This is a genomic window from Streptomyces violaceus (genome assembly GCF_036014075.1).
Classification (GTDB): domain Bacteria; phylum Actinomycetota; class Actinomycetes; order Streptomycetales; family Streptomycetaceae; genus Streptomyces; species Streptomyces violaceus.
Genome location: NZ_CP107911.1, coordinates 8,579,641 through 8,596,712 on the forward strand (window position 1 = coordinate 8,579,641; position 17,072 = coordinate 8,596,712).

The following is a 17,072-nucleotide window of genomic DNA, read 5'->3' on the forward strand; positions in this document are numbered from 1 at the left end:
GGGGCGCCCCACAGCGGACCGGGAACCGGCGCCCTCGCCCACCATAAGCGGGCCCCGGAACCGGCGCCTCCGGGCGGGTGGGGCCGCTCGAAGTGCCTCGGGGCGCGCGGCTTCGTCCCGCATACGAAGGGCTTTACCGCTAGTTCGACAACCGGGCCGCTCGATGGAGTGAAAGGCCGATAAGCCATAACTCGGATCGTGCGCCCCGCGTTCTATCCCGTGCGGGTGAGTGCCCGCGACGATGTCTGGAAGGCAGGGAACCTATGAGACGGGTTACCCGAAACGGTGTGATCGCCGTCGCCGCCGCCTCGGGCGCGATGGCCATGGCGGTCCCCGCGTACGCGGATTCGGCGGCGGACGGATCGGCGGCCGGTTCGCCCGGGGTGGTCTCCGGCAACACCGTTCAGCTGCCGGTGCATGTCCCGGTGAACGTGTGCGGGAACACGGTGAACGTGGTGGGGGTCCTGAACCCCGCCGCGGGCAACAGCTGCGCGAACAAGGGCGACGGGCGGGCCGGCCGGCCGGGCAAGCCCGGCGGTGCGGTCGCCGAAGGCAGCGGAAAGGATTCACCGGGTGTGGCCTCCGGTAACGGCGTACAGCTGCCGGTCGACCTCCCGGTCAACGTCACCGGCAACAGCGTGAACGTGGTCGGCATCGGCAACGCGGCGACCGGCAACGAGTCCTCGAACACCCCCGGCGGCCGGCCGGTCCGCCCCCATCACCCACCGAAGCCGGCGGCCCCCAAGCCGTCCGTCCCGCCCCGGGCGCACCCGGCCCCCGACCCCGCCCCTGCCCCGCACTCCGCGCCGCAGGCCACGGGCGCTCTCGCCCACACGGGCTCGGACCACACCCTGCCGGTCGTCGCGGCGAGCGCGGCGCTGGTACTCGGGGGAGTGGTGCTGCGCCGGCGGGTCCGCCCGGCCGCGGACGACTGACCGGACGGCTCACAGTGGTGCGGCCGGGCTCATCGTGGTGAGTGGCCCCGCCCCGGGCTCGGAAACGGCGACGCCCTCGCGGCCCCGCCGATCGGTGGCAGGCGACACCGAACTGTCCGGGCCCGGGAGCGGCGGCGACGTCCGAGCCCCGCCTGACCCGTACCCGGGCGGGGCCGCTGTCCGGAGGAACGGGGTCCGGCGGGCGGCCTCGGCCGCCTCGGTGGCGTCAGGGCGCCGTCGGCGGCGCGTCGGGGCGCCCGACAGGCGGACGTCGCAGGCGGCGGAGCCGGGTGCGCCCAGGGCGTGGGTATCGCCGACGGGAACCCCCGGCCGCTCGGCGGACCGGTGTCGTCAGACCGGCTCTGCCACCCCCGTGAGCAGCACCATCCCGGAGTCGCCGTAGTCCGGCAGGGTGCGATCGGCGTCGATGTGGGTCACATCCAGGTCGCGGGTCAGAGGGGTGAAGACCTCGGTGACCGTCGTCGGGTTCACCGGGCAGCCCGGCCAGCGGGACGCCGGGCCGATGCGGTGGGTCGGCAGATTCTCCATGAAGGCGGCGACCAGGTGGCCGCCCGGCGTGAGCGTGCGGACGAAGGTGCGGCAGAAGTCGGCGAACTCGGCGAAGTCCTCCGTGGCGCCCTCGGCGACGAAGTGCATGGAGGCGAGTTCGTAGAAGCCGGGCGGCAGGGTCCGGACGTCGGCGTGGACGACGTTCACCGGCGCCAGCGCCCCGGCCAGGGTCGCCGGCACGTCGGGGTTGAGCTCTCGGCACAGCGCGTGGAAGGGAAACCAGCTCGCGTCGAGGCGATGACAGATCTGTTCCTGGAGATAGGCGACGCTGCTCGCCCCCGCCTCCACGGCGTCGATCCTGCGGCACGCGGCGGACGCGAGGATCAGCGGGTAGAGGTTGGGGCCCGCCCCGAACTCCACGGAGCGGTCGATGCCACCGGGCGGGAAGCGCCGGTAGAAGGCGCTGTGGTGCGCGATGATCGCCGCATCCGAGGGACGCACCTCGCGGTAGTTCTCCGCGAGGTAGTCCGCGACCGGCCAGCGGTCCCAGTCCACGTCGTCGTTGTGCGTCGTCATGGCCGTTCAGCCCTTCAGCCGCAGCGGGAAACGCTAGGAAAGCCGGGTCAGGGTCGCCCGCGACGCAGGTGGGCAGCCCGCCGGCCAGGACCCACCAGGGCCGGCGATGGGCGGGGCGGTGGACGCGCCTGCCGACCAGCACGGCGGTGACGCCGGCGAGCCCGATGACGGCCCACAGAGCAGGACGCGCCGCCGGGACGGTCAGGTACACGAGGGTGACCACCGTGACCAGGGCGATGCAGCGAAGACATGCGCCTCCCCCCGTTGGGGAGACCGGGGCGGGACGCCTGGTCCAGTTGAATTCGATCCTAGATTCGCCCATGCGGCCCTGCATCTCGGGCGGCTCAGCCGCGCCCGCGATGGAACCGCACGTGCAGATCCCGGATCCGTTCCGTCAGCTCGGGTACCGGACCGTCCACGATCATACCGGGTGCGACCTCGTGGACGGGGAGTGTCCGCACCGGTGGCGCGGGAACGCCCAACTCGCTGAGCCATACGACGAGTTGCTCGGACGAGGCGACGTAGGCGATGCGTCCCAGGCCGACCCAGGCGTGCGCTGCCGCGCACATCGGGCAGTGCTCGCCCGAGGTGTAGACCGTGGCCGCCGCCCGCTCCCCGGGCGTGAGATGGGCGGCCGACCAGCGCGCCAGCTCGAACTCGGGGTGCCGGGTGCGGTCGCCCGAGGCCACGCGGTTGCGGTCCTCGGCGAGGACCGTGCCGTCCTTTCCCACGAGAACCGAACCGAACGGTTCGTCCCCGTCGTCCAGTGCCTCGGCCGCGAGCTCCACGCAGCGGCGCAGGTGAGGCAGTTCCGTGTCCTTCACGACCATGGTGCCGGGCCCTTCCTAGCGACGAAGTGATCAACAGGACTGTACGGCGGCATCAACGCTTCGCACCGCTGACCACGACGTCGCTGTACGTGTGCACGCCGCAGCAGGCCCCCCGTGGCCGGCCGGATGTCCCGTCGGATGTCACATCCACGCCCGTCCGATCCGTCGCATGGTCATGACGACGAACCAGCGGAACCAGAGCATCCTCCTCGCCGGCGCGAGCGGTGTCCTCGGCCGGCACATCACCCACGCGCTCACCGAGGCGGGCCACAAGGTCACCGGACTCGGCCGGAGCCGGGACAACGGCATCCGCGCCGACCTCATGGACCGCGACGCGCTGCTGCGCGCCGTCGACGGACACCACTTCGACACCGTGATCCACGCCGCGACCGCCCTGCGCAAGCCCCCCATGCGCGACCGCGACATGGACGCCACCGACGCGCTGCGCACCCAGGGCACGGCCCACCTCGTCGAGGCCGCCCGCGTCATCGGTGCCCGCCGCTTCGTCGCGGAGTCGATGGTCTTCGGCTACGGCTACGGGGATCACGGCGACCACCCGCTCAGCGAGGACGACCCCTTCGGCCCGCTCGGCAGGACTCCGCAGCTGGAGCGGCACATCGCCGGCATGCGGACCAAGGAGCGGCTCACCTTCGAGTCGGAGGCGCTGGAGGGCATCGCGCTCCGTTTCGGCCTCTTCTACGGCCCCGGCGGCACCGACGCCCTGCTGCCGCTGCTGCGCCGACGGCAGTTGCCCATGCCCGGCGACCGCGACCGGGTACTGCCGTGGGTGGAGCTCACCGATGCCGCCCGCGCAGTGGCCGCCGCCGTGGAACGCGGCCGGCCGGGGCAGGCGTACAACATCGCGGACCGCACCCCGACAGGCTTCCGCGCGCACATCGAGAGCGTGGCCGGCACGTTCGGGCTGCCGAAGCCGATGACCGTGCCACTGTGGCTGATGAAGCCCATGTCGTACGCGCACACCGTGATGACGTCGCGGCTGCGGGTGTCCTGCGCCAAGGCGGAACGAGAACTGGGCTGGACTCCGCGCTACCCCTCCAGCGGCGAGGGGCTCGCCGCGATGCGGTCGGCGGGCCGCTGACGCCGGGGGAGCACCGGCCGGTGCGGCTCCGGTGTGCCGGGCCGCCGGGCCGCGGCACACCGGGTGCCAGGTGATTCCTGATGTCGCACACGTACTGTCGAAACGCCGTCGCTGGCCAAGCCGTCAGCGGCCTGCCTTCGAGCGGTCCAGGGCGGCGACGCCGAGCGCGGCGAGGCCGATCTGGATGAGCCATTCGACCCAGTCGACACCCTTGGTGTCGGCCACGCCGAACGCGCCGGCGAGTGCGGAGCCGATCAGCGCGGCGATGATGCCGACGACGATCGTCCACAAGATTCCGATTCGCTGACGGCCCGGGACCACGAGCCGGCCCAGGACGCCGATGACGATGCCGATCACGATGGCACTGATGATGCCGTCGACTTCCATCTCCGCCCCTCCTCCTCAGGACCCCCGCTGCAGTGCGTGTGCCCCCTGGCGGCCGGGACACTCCGGGTCCCGCGCCTCGTGGCCGCTCGCGGCGCGGGTACGGACGCGGACGGGCCGGCCCGCCAGCGCGGACCGGCCTTCGTTTTCCCTCCGGCGAGGGCTACGGCTTCGGAGAGGCCTTCGCCGCCGTGCCGGCGCACACCAGACCCAAGAGCACGGCCAGTGCGCCGATGATGATGTTGTTCCACACGACCCCGGCGTCCGGGCTCTCGCCGACGATCCACGGCGAGATGATCATCCACACCCCGAGGGCGCACATGGCCCAGCTCAGCCCGTACATACGCTCCGGAGCGCGAGTGAACCCGAGCGCCAGCAGACCGATCGCGATCCCCATGATCAGGTTGTGGGTCACGAGCGGCGGCTGGCTGGTCGTGTAGTGGACTATCCACGGGGAGGCCGCGCAGTACAGACCCAGCAGGAACACCGGTCCGTCCACGAGCGCCACATCGCGACCACCGAGCACGCGGGCGTACCGATCCCGCATCTCGGAGGCATCAGGGTGGCTGGTTATATCACCTCTGGTGGGCGAGACGTTGGCCATGACTCGTCTCCTTCGTCTTGAAAGGGCGACCGCGTCTGGTGGGGTATGCGGTAAACGCCGCGTAAGCACATTCTGCTCTTATTTTTCCTTTATGTGTAGGGGTTGTGCGGGGGTGCGGACTCCTACCGGGCGGTACATGTCCGGGCGGATCGCGGGCAACCGGATGGGTACGGCAGTGACCGATCGACGTCGCCCGGCGGGCGGCACAGGACAGCGGAGGGCAGCGGACATGTCTACGGCGATCAGCGCGAAGGTGTTGGAGCGGTTCCCGGCGGGAGCCCCGCGCGGATCGTGGCCGGCGGAGGAGTACGCGGCACGCTGCCGCGCCGAGGGCGAGCCCGCCACCGTCGTGATGGACCTGGAGTCGGACGCTTTCCTCGTGGTGGTTCCGTCGGGCGACGACGCCTGAATCCGGCCGAAACCCGGGGTCCGGGATACGGCACCCCGCGATCGTCGAGGCCACCGACCTGTTAGCGCGTGCCGACGGCGTAGGCGTCGGCCCGCCCGTCTACAAGGCCTCCTGTTCCGGTGTGCTCAAGGTCCTGCTGGATCTGCTCCCGCACCCCGCTGCCGGCCGTGGCGGGCTGACGCCTGCGACTCCAAAGGTCAACCCCGCAGCGTGAGTTCGGCGTCCTCCGCACCGAGGGGCAGCCCTGCCCCTCGGTGACCAGGAGGCACACACGCATGAAGCAGCGGGCCGCACGCACCGTCTCATTAGCCTTGGCCGTGGCGTTGTCCGCCGGGACCGCGGCACTCGCTCCCTCCGCACACGCGGCTCAGCCGGAGCGCGGCCACGAGGCGACCCGCACGGCGCTGCGGGATCTGGTCGAGAAAGGCGGGCTTCCCGGAGTGGCGGCCAAGGTCCTTGACCGCCGGGAGAGTTGGTCCGCGGTGTCCGGTCACTCGGACACCGGCACCGGCCGCAAGCGTTCCCCCGCCGATCACTTCCGCGGCGCCAGCATCACCAAGACGTTCGTCGCGACCGTCCTGCTCCAGTTGGAGGCCGAGGGCAGACTCGGCCTGGACGACACGGTCGAGTCATGGCTGCCCGGCCTGGTGCGGGGCAACGGCTACGACGGCAGCAAGATCACCCTGCGCCGGCTCCTCAACCACACCAGCGGCATCGCCAACTACACCGACGATCCCGCGTTCATCCACGACGCCGCCGGTCCCGGCTTCCCGGAGCACCGGTATGACACCCACACGCCCGAGGAACTCGTGGCGATCGCGCTGAAGTACCCGCCGCTGCCCGATCCGGAGACGGCGCCGGTGTACTCGAACACCAACTTCGTCATCGCCGGGATGGTCATCGAGAAGGCGACGGGCCGCTCGTACGCGCAGGAGATCACCCGCCGTGTCATCCGGCCGCTGAAGCTGCGCGGGACGTCCTTCCCCGGGACATCTCCGAAGATGCCGGCCCCGCACCCCGTCGGCTACTCCCGGCTCCACGATGAGGCCCCGGACGCCGAGATCCATGACGCCACCGAACAGAACATGACCTGGCTGGGCGCGGCCGGCGATGTCATCTCCACCAGCGGTGACCTCAACCGGTTCCAACGGGCCCTGCTCAAAGGCAAGTTGCTGCCACCGGCCCAGATGAGGGAAATGCTCGACGAGGTCCCGTCGGGGGAGGGGCTGGGGTTCGGGCTCGGGGTCGAGTTCGCGGAGCTGTCCTGCGGCGTGAAGGTGGTGGGCAAGACCGGCCGTACCAACGGCTCCCTGTCCGCGATGGTGGGCACACCGGACGGCACGCACCAGCTGACGTTCAACATCAACGGTGACTGGCTCCAGGACGGATCGCTGTACGTCAATGTGATCGAAGCGGAGTTCTGCGGCAAGGCCCCGTCCCCGACCGGAAGTCCGACCGGCAAGCCGCTCCTGCCTCAGCTCGGCTAGCCGGACGCCAGCGACCCGAGGTGCGTCCGGCGTGCCTCGGCCGTCTGGCCCTGCACCAGCAGGAACATTCCCTCGCGGGCCAGCCGCTGCGCCCGGTTGTCCAAGGCCATGGACCGGCCGCCCCCGGCCACGACCGCCGCGGTCGTGGCCGCGCGCATGAGGTCGTACGCGCGTGTCTTCACAGCCAGGCGTTCCGGGACGCACTCGTGCGGGACCGGGTGGTCGGCCAGCGCATAGGCCTCCCGCCGGACCTCGTCGAGCCGGGCCCGCAGCGAGCGGGCCGCCTCCTGGCCGTCGGGGGAGTCCGCCACCAGGTCCAGCGCCGCGTACGCCACCCCGAAGACGGCCGGACTGGCGTTGGCCGCCCTCGGCAGGTCGACCAGGGCGAACTCCTGCCGCGGCACGCGCAGCACGACGGCCTCGTCCGGCAGCCACAGGCCGTCCAGTTCCAGAGAGACCGTACAGGCGGCGGTGAGGGCCGCGAGCCGCATGGGCGCCGACGGAGACAGCCCCGGCTGCTCGCGGGCCTCGGCGAGGACGAACACCACCTCAGCCGCATCCGTCACACCGGCCAGCAGCATCACGTCGTTCAGACCCCAGCCCGTGAACCAGGGCACCGTTCCCTCGAACCGCCAGCCGCCCCGCTCGGGCACCGCCCGCACGGGGACGCGGGGAAAGGCACGGACATGGGCGTACGCGATACCGGCCATCACCTCGCCGGTCGCCAGCGGACGCAGGAACTTCTCGCGGACGGGCGAGTCATATGTGGCGATCAGCTTCACAGGAGTGTGGTGCTGTGTCTGCACGAACCATGTGGAGCAGCACGCCCCGGCCAGGATCTCCGCGGTCTCCCGCGCCACCTCGACGGGCGCGTCCGCCCCGCCGTACTCCTTGGGCGCGCCCATCCCGAGCAGCCCGGCCCGCTTCACCGCCTCGATATGGCTTGCCGGCACACCCTCCTGGTCGACGCGCCCGGCCTGCGGGACGAGGAGATCGTGCGCCAGTCGCTGTGCGCGGGTGACGAGGGGATGGGGTGTGGTGGTCATGGAAGAAATTCTCCCGGTCGCGCGGCGCGGGCTGTCGATCCGGGGGTGTGTCGTTCGTGTAGGAGGTGCGAGGACACCCCGACTCGCTCATACCCGACATCCGGACGCCATGGAGGCCGTCATGAAGTACTACCTGCTCAGCGTGATGCAGCCGGTCGGCGATCCGCCAGCCCCCGAGGTCCTCGCGGAGATCGGCAAGAACCTCGACGCCTTCCACCAGGAGCTGCGCGAGGCGGGTGCCTGGGTCTTCGCCGGAGGGCTGCACGGCCCGGAGTCCTCCACCGTGCTCCGCCCGGGCGACGCCGATGTCCTGATCACCGACGGCCCGTACGCCGAGGGCAAGGAGATGCTCGGCGGCATCTGCCTCGTCAGGGCACCCGACCTGGACGCCGCCCTGGAGTGGGGGCGCAAGGCCGCCCTGGCCACCACGCTGCCGATCGAGGTGCGCCCCTTCATGGGGGACGCCGGCTGATGGGCGTGGACGTCGAGGCGGTCTTCCGCGCGGAGTACGGCCGCGCGGTCGCCGTCCTGGTCCGCTTCCTCGGCGACATCGACCTCGCCGAGGAAGCGGTCCAGGACGCCTTCACCACGGCCGTATGGCGCTGGCCGGAGACCGGCGTCCCGCCCAGCCCGGCCGGGTGGATCATCACCACCGCCCGGAACCGGGCCATCGACCGGCTGCGTCGCGAGTCGTCCAGACAGGCCCGGCACGCCGAGGCCGCCCTGCTGCACACTTCCGACGCACCGCCCGAGGAGGGCCCCGTGCGCGACGACCGGCTCCGCCTGATCTTCACCTGCTGCCACCCCGCGCTCGCCCTCCCGGCCCGGGTCGCCCTGACCCTGCGCCTGCTCGGCGGGCTCACCACCGCGCAGATCGCCCGCGCCTTCCTCGTGCCGGAGCCGACGATGGCCCAGCGCCTGGTCCGGGCCAAGGCGAAGATCCGCGACGCCGGGATCCCGTACCGGATGCCCCGCGACGCCGACCTGCCCGACCGGCTCGGCGGGGTCCTGGCCGTCGTGTACCTGATCTTCAACCAGGGATACGAGGGCTCGCGCGACCTGTGCGCCGAAGCCGTACGGCTCGGCCGCCTGCTGGCCGGGCTCATGCCGGACGAAGCCGAGGTGACCGGCCTGCTCGCGCTGATGCTCCTGGCCGAGGCACGCCGGGGCGCCCGCGAGAACGAGCAGGGCGAGCTGGTGCCGCTGCCCGAGCAGGACCGGGCCAACTGGGACCGCGACCTGATCAGCGAGGGGCAGGCACTCGTCCGCCGCTGCCTGCGCCGCGACCGGCCCGGCCCCTACCAGATCCAGGCCGCCATCCAGGCCGTGCACAGTGACGCGCCGACCGCGGGCGCCACCGACTGGGCCCAGATCCGGCAGCTTTACGACCAGCTCATGACCGTCGCCCCCAGCCCGGTCGTGGCCCTGAACCGGGCCGTCGCCGTGGCCGAGACAGACGGCCCCGGGCCGGCGCTCGCCCTCGTGGACGCCCTCGAACTCGACGGCTACCACGTCCTGCACGCCGTCCGGGCCGACCTGCTGCGCCGCCTGGGCCGCGACACCGAGGCCGTACGGGCGTACGACGCGGCCATCGCGCTCGCGGAGAACCCGGCGGAACGCGCGTTCCTCGACCGCCGCAGGACAGCGCTCACCCGGCGCTGACCGGACGACCCGGTCAGGGACGCGAGCCGCGCGGATCCAGCTCCGTGAGCACATCGAAGTCGAGACCTTCGGCACGAGCCAGGTAGATGCGCTGGCGCACATGACTGTCCCTCAGGTGCAGCAGCCCGCGCGGGCCTTCGTACGACACCGCGCCCGCCGCCGCGCCGATCGCCGACACGTCCAGCGTCCCGGCCCTCCTCAGCAGCGCGGCCAGCAGCAGCACGCCCTCGTAACAGGACTCGCCGAGACTGCCGAGTGCGGGTGCCTCGAGGCCGTAGCGGGCCGCGTACCGCCCGTGGAAGTCGAGGGTGTCCTGGTTGGCCAGCGACGAGAAGAAACCGGCCGTGCTGTAGAGGTCCTCGGTGGCCGCCGGGCCGCTCGCCATCAGCATGTTCTCGTCCATCAGCGTGCTCAGCCGCAGACAGCGCGCCTGCAGGCCGAACGCCGCGAACGCCCGGTTGAAGCGCACCGCGTCGCTGCCGACGAGCAGCATCAGCACCCCGTCGGCGTCCGAGCGCTCGACGCGGCGCAGTACCGGCTCGAAGTCGTGGGTGCCGAGCGGGAGATAGGCCTCATCGGCGACACATCCGCCGGACGCTCGGGCATACGCCTGGGCCGCCAGTGCCGTACGCCGTGGCCACACATAGTCGTTGCCGACGACGAACCACCGTCGCACCCCGCGCTCGTGCGTCAGCAGGTCCATCGCGGGCCGCAGCTGATCGCGCGGGGTCTCGCTCGTCAGGAACACGCCCGCGGTGTCCTCCCCGCCCTCGTACAGTGCCGTGTACACATACGGGACGTGGTGCGCGATCCTCGGCGCCAGCGCCCGGCGCACCGAGGAGATGTGCCAGCCCGTGACGCCCTGTACGACGCCCAGGTCCACCAGCGCCTCGACCTGGCCGGCGACCTCGTGGGGCGGGCCCGAGCCGTCGACCGGCACCAGCCGGAGCTCCCTGCCGAGCACGCCGCCGTCCCTGTTGACCTCCTCGGCGGCCAGCCGCGCGCACAGCTCGCACGTCGGCCCGAAGATCCCGGCCGGCCCCTGCAGGGGAAACACGAGAGCCACGCCGAGTACGGAGTCGTCGGCCGTGAGCCACTCGGGCGCGGGGAGGTCGTGCCGGAACATGGCGTCATGATTCCGGCTCCATCATGCGAACTCCAGTGCGTCTCTTACCATGGACGCACCTCTGAGCTAGGAGCGGCATGCCCACCCCACCCCCGCGTCGGCCCGATGACCTGGTGCAGCTGCTGACGCGGGCCGAGCGGCTCGCGGCGCGGCGGCTGCAGGCCGTGCTGGAGGAGGAGGGCTGCTCGCTCGACGCGTGGCGGGTGCTGGCTTTGCTGTCCGACGGCGAGGGGCACCACATGACGGCGATCGCGGTGGCCGCCTTCCTGCCGCCTCCGACGCTGACGAAGCTCGTCGACCAGCTCGTAGACCAGAACCTGCTGCACCGCCGGGTCGACCCGTTCGACCGGCGCCGCATCCTCGCCCACCTCACCCCGCGAGGCCGGGAGTACTGGCAGCGCGTCGAGCAGGCGGTCCGCACCGGCCAGCCCACGCTCGGTGACGGCGACGACGAGCTGCTGCGGTCCCTGCTGGACCGACTCGCGGCGACGCTGGCGGAGTCGGCGCACGTGTGAGCCCCCGACAGCTCCGAACGCGGATGACTGGTCTACACCCTTGACTGGTACAGACCAACGCGGTTGAGTGTGCCTCCACCACCCCCCGCCACGGCCGCCCCCACGCCGTGACCGGTCCGGCCGGCACGTGCGCCAAGGCTCTGCTTCGCCCTGCCTTGCCGGGTGCGGCCGTGCTCCGCAAAGGAGTTGAGCCCGTGTCGAGACGCCGTCTGTCCGCCGTCCTGGTCACCCTCGCCCTCGCGGGCACCGCCCCGGTGCTGCTGCCCGCCTCGAACGCCTCAGCCGCCGCGTGCTCCAGTTATCCGAACTGGGTGGCGGGCAGGTCGTACGCGGTCGGCGACATCGTCCGCTACACCGACGGCAAGGCGTACATCGCCGAGCACGCCAACCCGGGCTACGACCCGGTCATCAGCACCTGGTACTGGGAGCCCTACGCGTGCGACAGCGGTCCGGGCACGCCCAACGCGCGCTTCGTCGTCACCGAGGCGCAGTTCAATCAGATGTTCCCGAACCGGAACCCCTTCTACACGTACAGCGGTCTCACCGCGGCCCTGAGCGCCTACCCCGGCTTCGCCAGCACCGGCAGCGACACGGTGAAGAAGCAGGAGGCCGCCGCCTTCCTCGCCAACGTCAGCCACGAGACCGGCGGCCTGGTGCACGTGGTCGAGCAGAACACCGCCAACTACCCGCACTACTGCGACTGGAGCCGGCCCTACGGCTGTCCGGCCGGCCAGGCCGCCTACTACGGGCGCGGCCCGATCCAGCTGAGCTGGAACTTCAACTACAAGGCCGCGGGTGACGCGCTCGGCATCGATCTGCTGAACAATCCCTGGCTGGTGCAGAACGACTCGGCCGTCGCCTGGAAGACGGCCCTGTGGTACTGGAACACCCAGACCGGACCCGGCACCATGACCCCGCACAACGCCATGGTGAACAGTGCCGGCTTCGGCCAGACCATCCGCAGCATCAACGGCTCCCTGGAGTGCGACGGCAAGAACCCGGCGCAGGTGCAGAGCCGCGTCAACAACTACCAGCGGTTCACGCAGATCCTGGGGACGGCGCCCGGCGGCAACCTCTACTGCTGACGCCGGACCCCGGGGCGTGGTGTCATGCAGGGTGTCATGTACCTGATCAACCTTGATCAGTCCGACGAAGGGCATCCCTCATGCGTCTGCGCACCCCCCACGCCCTGCTCGCCACGACCGCCGCGCTGGCCGCAGCGGTCGTGGCCCCTCCGCCCGCCGCTGCCGCCGCCGTTCCGGCCCCGGGCACGTACTACGTCCAGAGCGCCACCACCGGGCTCAACGCGGCCGACAGTGGCGGAGCGGTCGAGCAGCACAGACCTCGCGGCAACGAGGACCGCCAGCAGTGGCGGCTGAAGGCGAACGGGCCGACCTACCTTCTGGAGAACACCGACACATCGGACAACTGCCTCGGCCGCAACGGCGATCAGGCCGCGACCGTCGCCTGTACGAGCGCCGACGCCGCCTGGGAGATCGCCCCGGCAGGCACTGACCGGTACACCCTCAAGGCTCCGGGCACCGCGCGCCACCTCACGGTGGCTCCCAAGCCGTCCGGCGTCACCTACCCCGCCCGGCTCGCTGTCGGCGGGGCGGGCGACCTAGCCGCCTGGTACCTCACCCCCGTCGACCCCGCCACCGGCCCCATGCCGCCGCCGGACCAGCGCACCCTGGACCAGGTCACGTTCCTCACCTCGCACAACGCGTACGCCAATGGCGTCGATGGCGGCTTCGCCCCGCCCTTCGTCAATCTCGTGCCCAACCAGACCCGCGGTATCGAGCGACAACTCGCCGACGGGGTCCGCGGATTCATGCTCGACATCCACCAGACCCCCGACGGCGCGATCCTCTGCCACAACAGCTGCACCCTCGTCAGCAGGCCGGTCGCCCTGTGGGTCGACCTCCAGCGCATGGTGGACTTCCTCGAGGCCCACCCCGACCAGTTCGTCACCGTCTTCCTGGAGGACTACGTCGACCCGGACGTCCTGCGCGCGGAACTCGCCCGCGTCAACGGCCTGTCGGACGTGCTGTACCGGCCCGACCGCACCGGCGTCCGGCAGAACGGCTGGCCGAGGATGGCGGACCTGACCGCCGCCGGCGACCGGCTGCTGATCTTCACCGACCACAGCCGTTCCGCCGACCAGGCCGCGGGCCTGACCAGGGACAGCTTCGGCGTCATGTACCAGCGCGAATGGACCGTCGAGAACTACTGGTCCATGGGCTCGGGCGTCGGCTCCTCCGACTGGTCCTGCTACAGCCGCTGGTACGACGCCGGCACGAACATCCCGCTGACCCGCACCGAACCCGGTTTCCGCCCGCTGTTCGTCATGAACCACTTCCGCGACGCCGGGCTCACCGCCACGGCCACGACGGACAACACCAAACTCGCCGACCGCGCCCGGCGGTTCTGTCAGCCGGCCGCCCGCAAGAAGCCCAACTTCCTCGCCGTGGACCACTACGACCGCGGCAACCCGGCCTCCGCCGTCGCCGCGCTCAACTCGTACACGTATCCGTAAAGCGGCTCCACCGGCCCGCGCGGCGTGTGTGAGACTCCGCCGATCAGCTCACAGACGATCACCGCGGACGCCGCGGGCATCTGGAAACTCAGAGACCTGCCCGTCCACCGCCTCGGCTGCGGCGCCATGCGGCTGACGGGCAGTGCCGCCTTCCATCACGGCGCACCGAGCGACCGCGAGCGGTCGCTCGTCCTGCGCAAGGCGACGTGGCCGCGGGCGCGATCCGCCTCACCGACGAGGAACTGGACCGGCTGGGCGCTCCGCGGCAGAGGGCCGGGGCGACCGGCTAGACCGCCCAGCTCCCGTCCCGCATGAGATGCCTGCGGGGCAACTCGTGCGCCTCGCACCACGCCTGCACCGCCCGCGGCCGCACCTGGAAGAACGCGTACGACGCGTGGTCCCCGCGGGGATCCCAGCCGGTCTTCGCGCGGAACGCCTCGGCCGCGGCGGGCGGCACCTCGACGGAGGTGAAGGTCTCCACGTCGCCGTCGAGGAGCACGACGTCCCGGGTATCCCCGAAGGCCAGCCGGGCCCGCCGGCCGTCCCGCAGATTGCGGCCGGTGGGGTTGGTCAGCCGGGTGCACAGCCACACGGCCTCCTCGTGCCACACGAACCACAGCGGAACCAGACACGGCACCCCTTCGGCGTCGGCCGTGGCGACCCAGATGTCGATTTCCCGCTCCAGACGGACCAGCAGGTCCGCCTTGCGCTGCTCGGGGGTGCGAGGTGGCTCGGTGATCTTCATGGAGGGACGCTAGCGGTCGGGCCGGGGCTCCCGCCTCGGGCTGCGGGCGTAGGCCGAGGGCCTAGGTCCCAGGGGCATCGAGGTACTGCGCCAGCCCCTCGCCCAGTGACCAGTCGGCCGACTCGTTCTCGGTCAGGACGACGAACACGTTCCGCGGCTCGGTGTCCGCGTACTCCTGGGCGAGTTCGGCGATTCTCCGGAACAGCGCCTGCTTCTGCGCGGGCGTGCGACCGGAGCGGAGTGTGATCGCGATGTAGGCGATGCCGTCGTCGCGGTGCACGCCGAGGTAGTCGTCGTACCGGAGAGTGCCGCTCGTGCCGTCGTGGTCCCTCAGGATCTGGAACCGGTCGTCGGCCGGAATGCCGATCGTCTCCCGCAGGGCGTCGTGGACGGCACGGCCGATCGCGGCGAGGCGCTCGGGGCCGGCGCGGAGCGTGTCGATGCGGACCAAGGGCATGGGGGGGCCTCCGGGGGATCGTGGATCGGCGTGTGTACATACTAGTAGTTACAGAGGTGAGCGGGTAGTTGGCGTCCTGTGCGTTTTACGTATAACCTCTCCCGTCAACCGCACGCTCCGAGAGGTCCGGATGAGACGTATCGCCCTGGTCACCCTCGTTGTCGACGACTACGACGAGGCGATCCGCTTCTACACCGAGGCCCTCGGATTCCGGCTGGCCGAGGACGCGCCCCGGCCCGACGGATCCCGCTGGGTCGTCGTCGAACCCGGCGCCCCGGGGACCGGCGGTGGCCTGCTGCTCGCCCGCGCCAAGGGGGAGACCCAGGCCGCCCGGGTCGGGGACCAGGCCGGAGGGCGGGTGGGGTTCTTCCTGTACACCGACGACTTCGCCCGCGACCATGCCCGGATGGCCGCCGCGGGCGTCATCTTCCTGGAGGAACCGCGGCGCGAGCCGTACGGCATCGTCGCCGTCTTCCAGGACCTGTACGGCAACCGCTGGGATCTCCTCCAGCCCGCCGGCTGACCTTCCCCCCGCTTCGAACTGCCCGCTCAAGGAAAGACCAGACTCCGCCATGACTGCTACGCGCGTAGACGCCGAACTGATCCGCCGGCTCCCCAAGGCCGTGCTGCACGACCACCTCGACGGCGGCCTGCGCCCCGCCACCGTCGTGGAGCTCGCGGACGCGGTCGGCCACACCCTGCCCACCAACGACCCCGGCGAGCTCGCGGCCTGGTACTACGCGGCCGCCAACTCCGGCGACCTGGTGCGCTACATAGCCACTTTCGAGCACACCCTCGCGGTCATGCAGACCCGCGAGGGCCTGCTGCGCACCGCCGAGGAGTACGTACTCGACCTCGCCGCCGACGGCGTCGTCTACGGCGAGGTGCGCTACGCCCCCGAGCTGATGCTGAACGGCGGGCTGACCCTGCCCGAGGTCGTGGAGACGGTGCAGGAGGGTCTCGCGGCGGGCATGGCGAAGGCGGCTGCCGCGGGCACGCCGGTGCGGGTGGGCACCCTGCTGTGCGGGATGCGGATGTTCGACCGGGTGCGCGAGGCCGCCGACCTGGCCGTGGCGTTCCGGGACGCCGGGGTCGTCGGCTTCGACATCGCCGGTGCCGAGGACGGGTTCGCGCCCGCCGACCACCTCGAGGCCTTCGAGCACCTGCGCCGCGAGAACGTGCCGTTCACCATCCACGCCGGGGAGGCGCACGGCCTGCCCAGCATCCACCAAGCCCTCCAGGTGTGCGGAGCCCAGCGCATCGGCCACGGCGTGCGCATCACCGACGACATCCCCGACCTCGCGGCGGGCAAGCTCGGCCGTCTCGCCGGCTGGGTGCGCGACCGGCGCATCGCCCTGGAGATGTGCCCGACCTCCAACCTCCAGACCGGCGCCGCGACCTCCATCGCCGAGCACCCGATCACCGCGCTGAAGGACCTCGGCTTCCGCGTCACCCTCAACACCGACAACCGGCTGGTGTCGGGCACGACGATGACTCGCGAGATGTCCCTGCTCGTCGAGCAGGCGGGCTGGAGCGTCGAGGACCTGCGCACGGTCACCGTGAACGCTCTGAAGAGCGCGTTCCTCCCCTTCGACGAGCGGAACGCGCTCATCCGGGACGTCGTGCTGCCCGGCTACGAAGCCGCGCTCTGAAGGAGTCCCCGCAGGTAGGCGGCCTGTCCGATGTGCTGGAGATCGTCGGACAGGACGCTGACCAGCCGCACCCCCAGGGTGACCGGCGGGTCCCAGCGCTCGTCGACGACGCGTTCCAGGTCCTTGGCGGCCAGGCCGCGCAGGGCGTCCAGGCTCTGGTCGTGCACGGCGTCGTAGTAGCCGGTCAGCATCTCGCCCGAGTCGACCCGGACCTTGGCGACCTTGGCGGGGCTGTGGCCGTAGCCCGTGTCGTGGCGGGGCAGGCCCAGCCCGAAGCGCTTCTCCCAGTCCTGGGAGAGCCACACCTGCTCGAGGCCGAAGGCGTCGGCGATGTGGTCGTCCTGGACCCGGGTGAGGTGCCAGACCAGCCAGGCGACGGAGTTGGCGTCGGGCGCGGGCCTGGCGGTGAGGTCATCGGGTCCCAGGCCCTCGACGGCGGCGTGGACCTCTTCCCTGATGCGGCTGTAAGCCTCGATGAGGACGTCCTTTGCATGCATAC

20 protein-coding genes and 2 pseudogenes are annotated in these 17,072 nt (G+C 71.5%); 13 read left to right on the forward strand and 9 right to left on the reverse strand.

Going from position 1 to position 17,072, the window contains the following annotated elements; all coding sequences use genetic code 11:
* The first annotated feature begins 263 nt into the window (after nt 1–263).
* Nucleotides 264–935 carry a chaplin gene (locus OG542_RS38635; RefSeq protein ID WP_311129709.1) on the forward strand — a complete coding sequence of 224 codons (672 nt, stop codon included), beginning with the start codon at nt 264–266 and terminating at the stop codon, nt 933–935.
* Nucleotides 936–1,286: 351 nt separating this feature from the next.
* On the opposite strand, the gene OG542_RS38640 is transcribed toward OG542_RS38635, so the two are convergent.
* A complete protein-coding gene (locus OG542_RS38640; RefSeq protein ID WP_328417278.1) occupies nt 1,287–2,021 on the reverse strand; it encodes a class I SAM-dependent methyltransferase in 735 nt (244 codons plus the stop codon).
* A gap of 344 nt (nt 2,022–2,365) precedes the next feature.
* A complete protein-coding gene (locus tag OG542_RS38645) occupies nt 2,366–2,851 on the reverse strand; it encodes a nucleoside deaminase (protein ID WP_328417280.1) in 486 nt (161 codons plus the stop codon).
* A 175-nt stretch (nt 2,852–3,026) separates the two neighbouring features.
* Between OG542_RS38645 and OG542_RS38650 the strand changes: the two genes are divergently transcribed.
* A complete protein-coding gene (locus OG542_RS38650; RefSeq protein WP_328418287.1) occupies nt 3,027–3,950 on the forward strand; it encodes an NAD-dependent epimerase/dehydratase family protein in 924 nt (307 codons plus the stop codon).
* A 123-nt stretch (nt 3,951–4,073) separates the two neighbouring features.
* On the opposite strand, the gene OG542_RS38655 is transcribed toward OG542_RS38650, so the two are convergent.
* Complete coding sequence (locus OG542_RS38655) at nt 4,074–4,337, reverse strand: GlsB/YeaQ/YmgE family stress response membrane protein (RefSeq protein ID WP_184595905.1); 264 nt, start codon at nt 4,335–4,337, stop codon at nt 4,074–4,076.
* Nucleotides 4,338–4,497: 160 nt separating this feature from the next.
* Nucleotides 4,498–4,938 (reverse strand): SPW repeat protein, encoded by a 441-nt coding sequence (locus OG542_RS38660; protein ID WP_193478937.1) that lies wholly within the window; start codon nt 4,936–4,938, stop codon nt 4,498–4,500.
* Nucleotides 4,939–5,167: 229 nt separating this feature from the next.
* On the opposite strand from OG542_RS38660, the gene OG542_RS38665 reads away from it, so the two are divergent.
* The 3 genes and pseudogenes from OG542_RS38665 to OG542_RS38675 all read left to right on the forward strand — a co-directional run bounded on the left by OG542_RS38665 (nt 5,168) and on the right by OG542_RS38675 (nt 6,834).
* Nucleotides 5,168–5,347, forward strand: coding sequence for a hypothetical protein (locus OG542_RS38665; RefSeq protein ID WP_031511607.1), 180 nt, complete (start codon nt 5,168–5,170; stop codon nt 5,345–5,347).
* 16 nt (nt 5,348–5,363) lie between these two features.
* Nucleotides 5,364–5,537, forward strand: a pseudogene (locus tag OG542_RS38670) (NAD(P)H-dependent oxidoreductase); the annotation flags it as partial.
* An 85-nt stretch (nt 5,538–5,622) separates the two neighbouring features.
* Nucleotides 5,623–6,834, forward strand: a complete 1,212-nt coding sequence (locus tag OG542_RS38675) for a serine hydrolase domain-containing protein (protein ID WP_328417284.1) — start codon at nt 5,623–5,625, stop codon at nt 6,832–6,834.
* On the opposite strand, the gene OG542_RS38680 is transcribed toward OG542_RS38675, so the two are convergent.
* Entirely contained in the window at nt 6,831–7,880 is a 1,050-nt protein-coding gene (locus tag OG542_RS38680; protein WP_328417286.1) for an acyl-CoA dehydrogenase family protein, read from the reverse strand. The two genes, OG542_RS38675 and OG542_RS38680, sit on opposite strands and share 4 nt — an antisense overlap.
* A gap of 121 nt (nt 7,881–8,001) precedes the next feature.
* Between OG542_RS38680 and OG542_RS38685 the strand changes: the two genes are divergently transcribed.
* Together OG542_RS38685 and OG542_RS38690 are read left to right on the forward strand one after the other, a co-directional pair.
* Nucleotides 8,002–8,352, forward strand: coding sequence for a YciI family protein (locus tag OG542_RS38685; protein ID WP_311129714.1), 351 nt, complete (start codon nt 8,002–8,004; stop codon nt 8,350–8,352).
* A complete protein-coding gene (locus OG542_RS38690) occupies nt 8,352–9,542 on the forward strand; it encodes an RNA polymerase sigma factor (protein WP_328417288.1) in 1,191 nt (396 codons plus the stop codon). The genes OG542_RS38685 and OG542_RS38690 overlap by 1 nt, the downstream gene beginning before the upstream one ends.
* Nucleotides 9,543–9,555: 13 nt before the next feature.
* Here the strand turns inward: OG542_RS38690 and OG542_RS38695 are convergent, their stop codons facing one another.
* A complete protein-coding gene (locus tag OG542_RS38695) occupies nt 9,556–10,668 on the reverse strand; it encodes a substrate-binding domain-containing protein (protein WP_328417290.1) in 1,113 nt (370 codons plus the stop codon).
* Nucleotides 10,669–10,745: 77 nt separating this feature from the next.
* Here OG542_RS38695 and OG542_RS38700 point away from each other — a divergent pair, with 77 nt between their 5' ends.
* The 4 genes and pseudogenes from OG542_RS38700 to OG542_RS38715 all read left to right on the forward strand — a co-directional run.
* Nucleotides 10,746–11,183, forward strand: a complete 438-nt coding sequence (locus OG542_RS38700; protein WP_328417292.1) for a MarR family winged helix-turn-helix transcriptional regulator — start codon at nt 10,746–10,748, stop codon at nt 11,181–11,183.
* A gap of 194 nt (nt 11,184–11,377) precedes the next feature.
* Nucleotides 11,378–12,268: a glycoside hydrolase family 19 protein gene (locus OG542_RS38705; protein ID WP_328417294.1), complete on the forward strand. Its 891-nt coding sequence runs from the start codon at nt 11,378–11,380 to the stop codon at nt 12,266–12,268.
* Nucleotides 12,269–12,354: 86 nt separating this feature from the next.
* Nucleotides 12,355–13,719, forward strand: a complete 1,365-nt coding sequence (locus OG542_RS38710) for a phospholipase (protein ID WP_328418289.1) — start codon at nt 12,355–12,357, stop codon at nt 13,717–13,719.
* Between the two features lie 24 nt (nt 13,720–13,743).
* Nucleotides 13,744–13,923 (forward strand): annotated as a pseudogene (locus tag OG542_RS38715) (aldo/keto reductase); the annotation flags it as partial.
* Between the two features lie 82 nt (nt 13,924–14,005).
* Here OG542_RS38715 and OG542_RS38720 read toward each other — a convergent pair.
* Nucleotides 14,006–14,464 carry a pyridoxamine 5'-phosphate oxidase family protein gene (locus OG542_RS38720; RefSeq protein ID WP_328417296.1) on the reverse strand — a complete coding sequence of 153 codons (459 nt, stop codon included), beginning with the start codon at nt 14,462–14,464 and terminating at the stop codon, nt 14,006–14,008.
* A gap of 61 nt (nt 14,465–14,525) precedes the next feature.
* The gene (locus OG542_RS38725; RefSeq protein ID WP_328417298.1) at nt 14,526–14,921 is read right to left on the reverse strand and encodes a tautomerase family protein; all 396 of its coding nucleotides are present in this window, start codon (nt 14,919–14,921) and stop codon (nt 14,526–14,528) included.
* 130 nt (nt 14,922–15,051) lie between these two features.
* Between OG542_RS38725 and OG542_RS38730 the strand changes: the two genes are divergently transcribed.
* Together OG542_RS38730 and OG542_RS38735 are read left to right on the forward strand one after the other, a co-directional pair.
* The gene (locus OG542_RS38730; protein ID WP_328417300.1) at nt 15,052–15,444 is read left to right on the forward strand and encodes a VOC family protein; all 393 of its coding nucleotides are present in this window, start codon (nt 15,052–15,054) and stop codon (nt 15,442–15,444) included.
* Between the two features lie 49 nt (nt 15,445–15,493).
* The gene (locus OG542_RS38735) at nt 15,494–16,573 is read left to right on the forward strand and encodes an adenosine deaminase (RefSeq protein ID WP_328417302.1); all 1,080 of its coding nucleotides are present in this window, start codon (nt 15,494–15,496) and stop codon (nt 16,571–16,573) included.
* Here OG542_RS38735 and OG542_RS38740 read toward each other — a convergent pair.
* A complete protein-coding gene (locus OG542_RS38740) occupies nt 16,555–17,070 on the reverse strand; it encodes a mycothiol transferase (RefSeq protein WP_193478950.1) in 516 nt (171 codons plus the stop codon). The genes OG542_RS38735 and OG542_RS38740 overlap by 19 nt on opposite strands.
* Nucleotides 17,071–17,072: the final 2 nt, after the last annotated feature.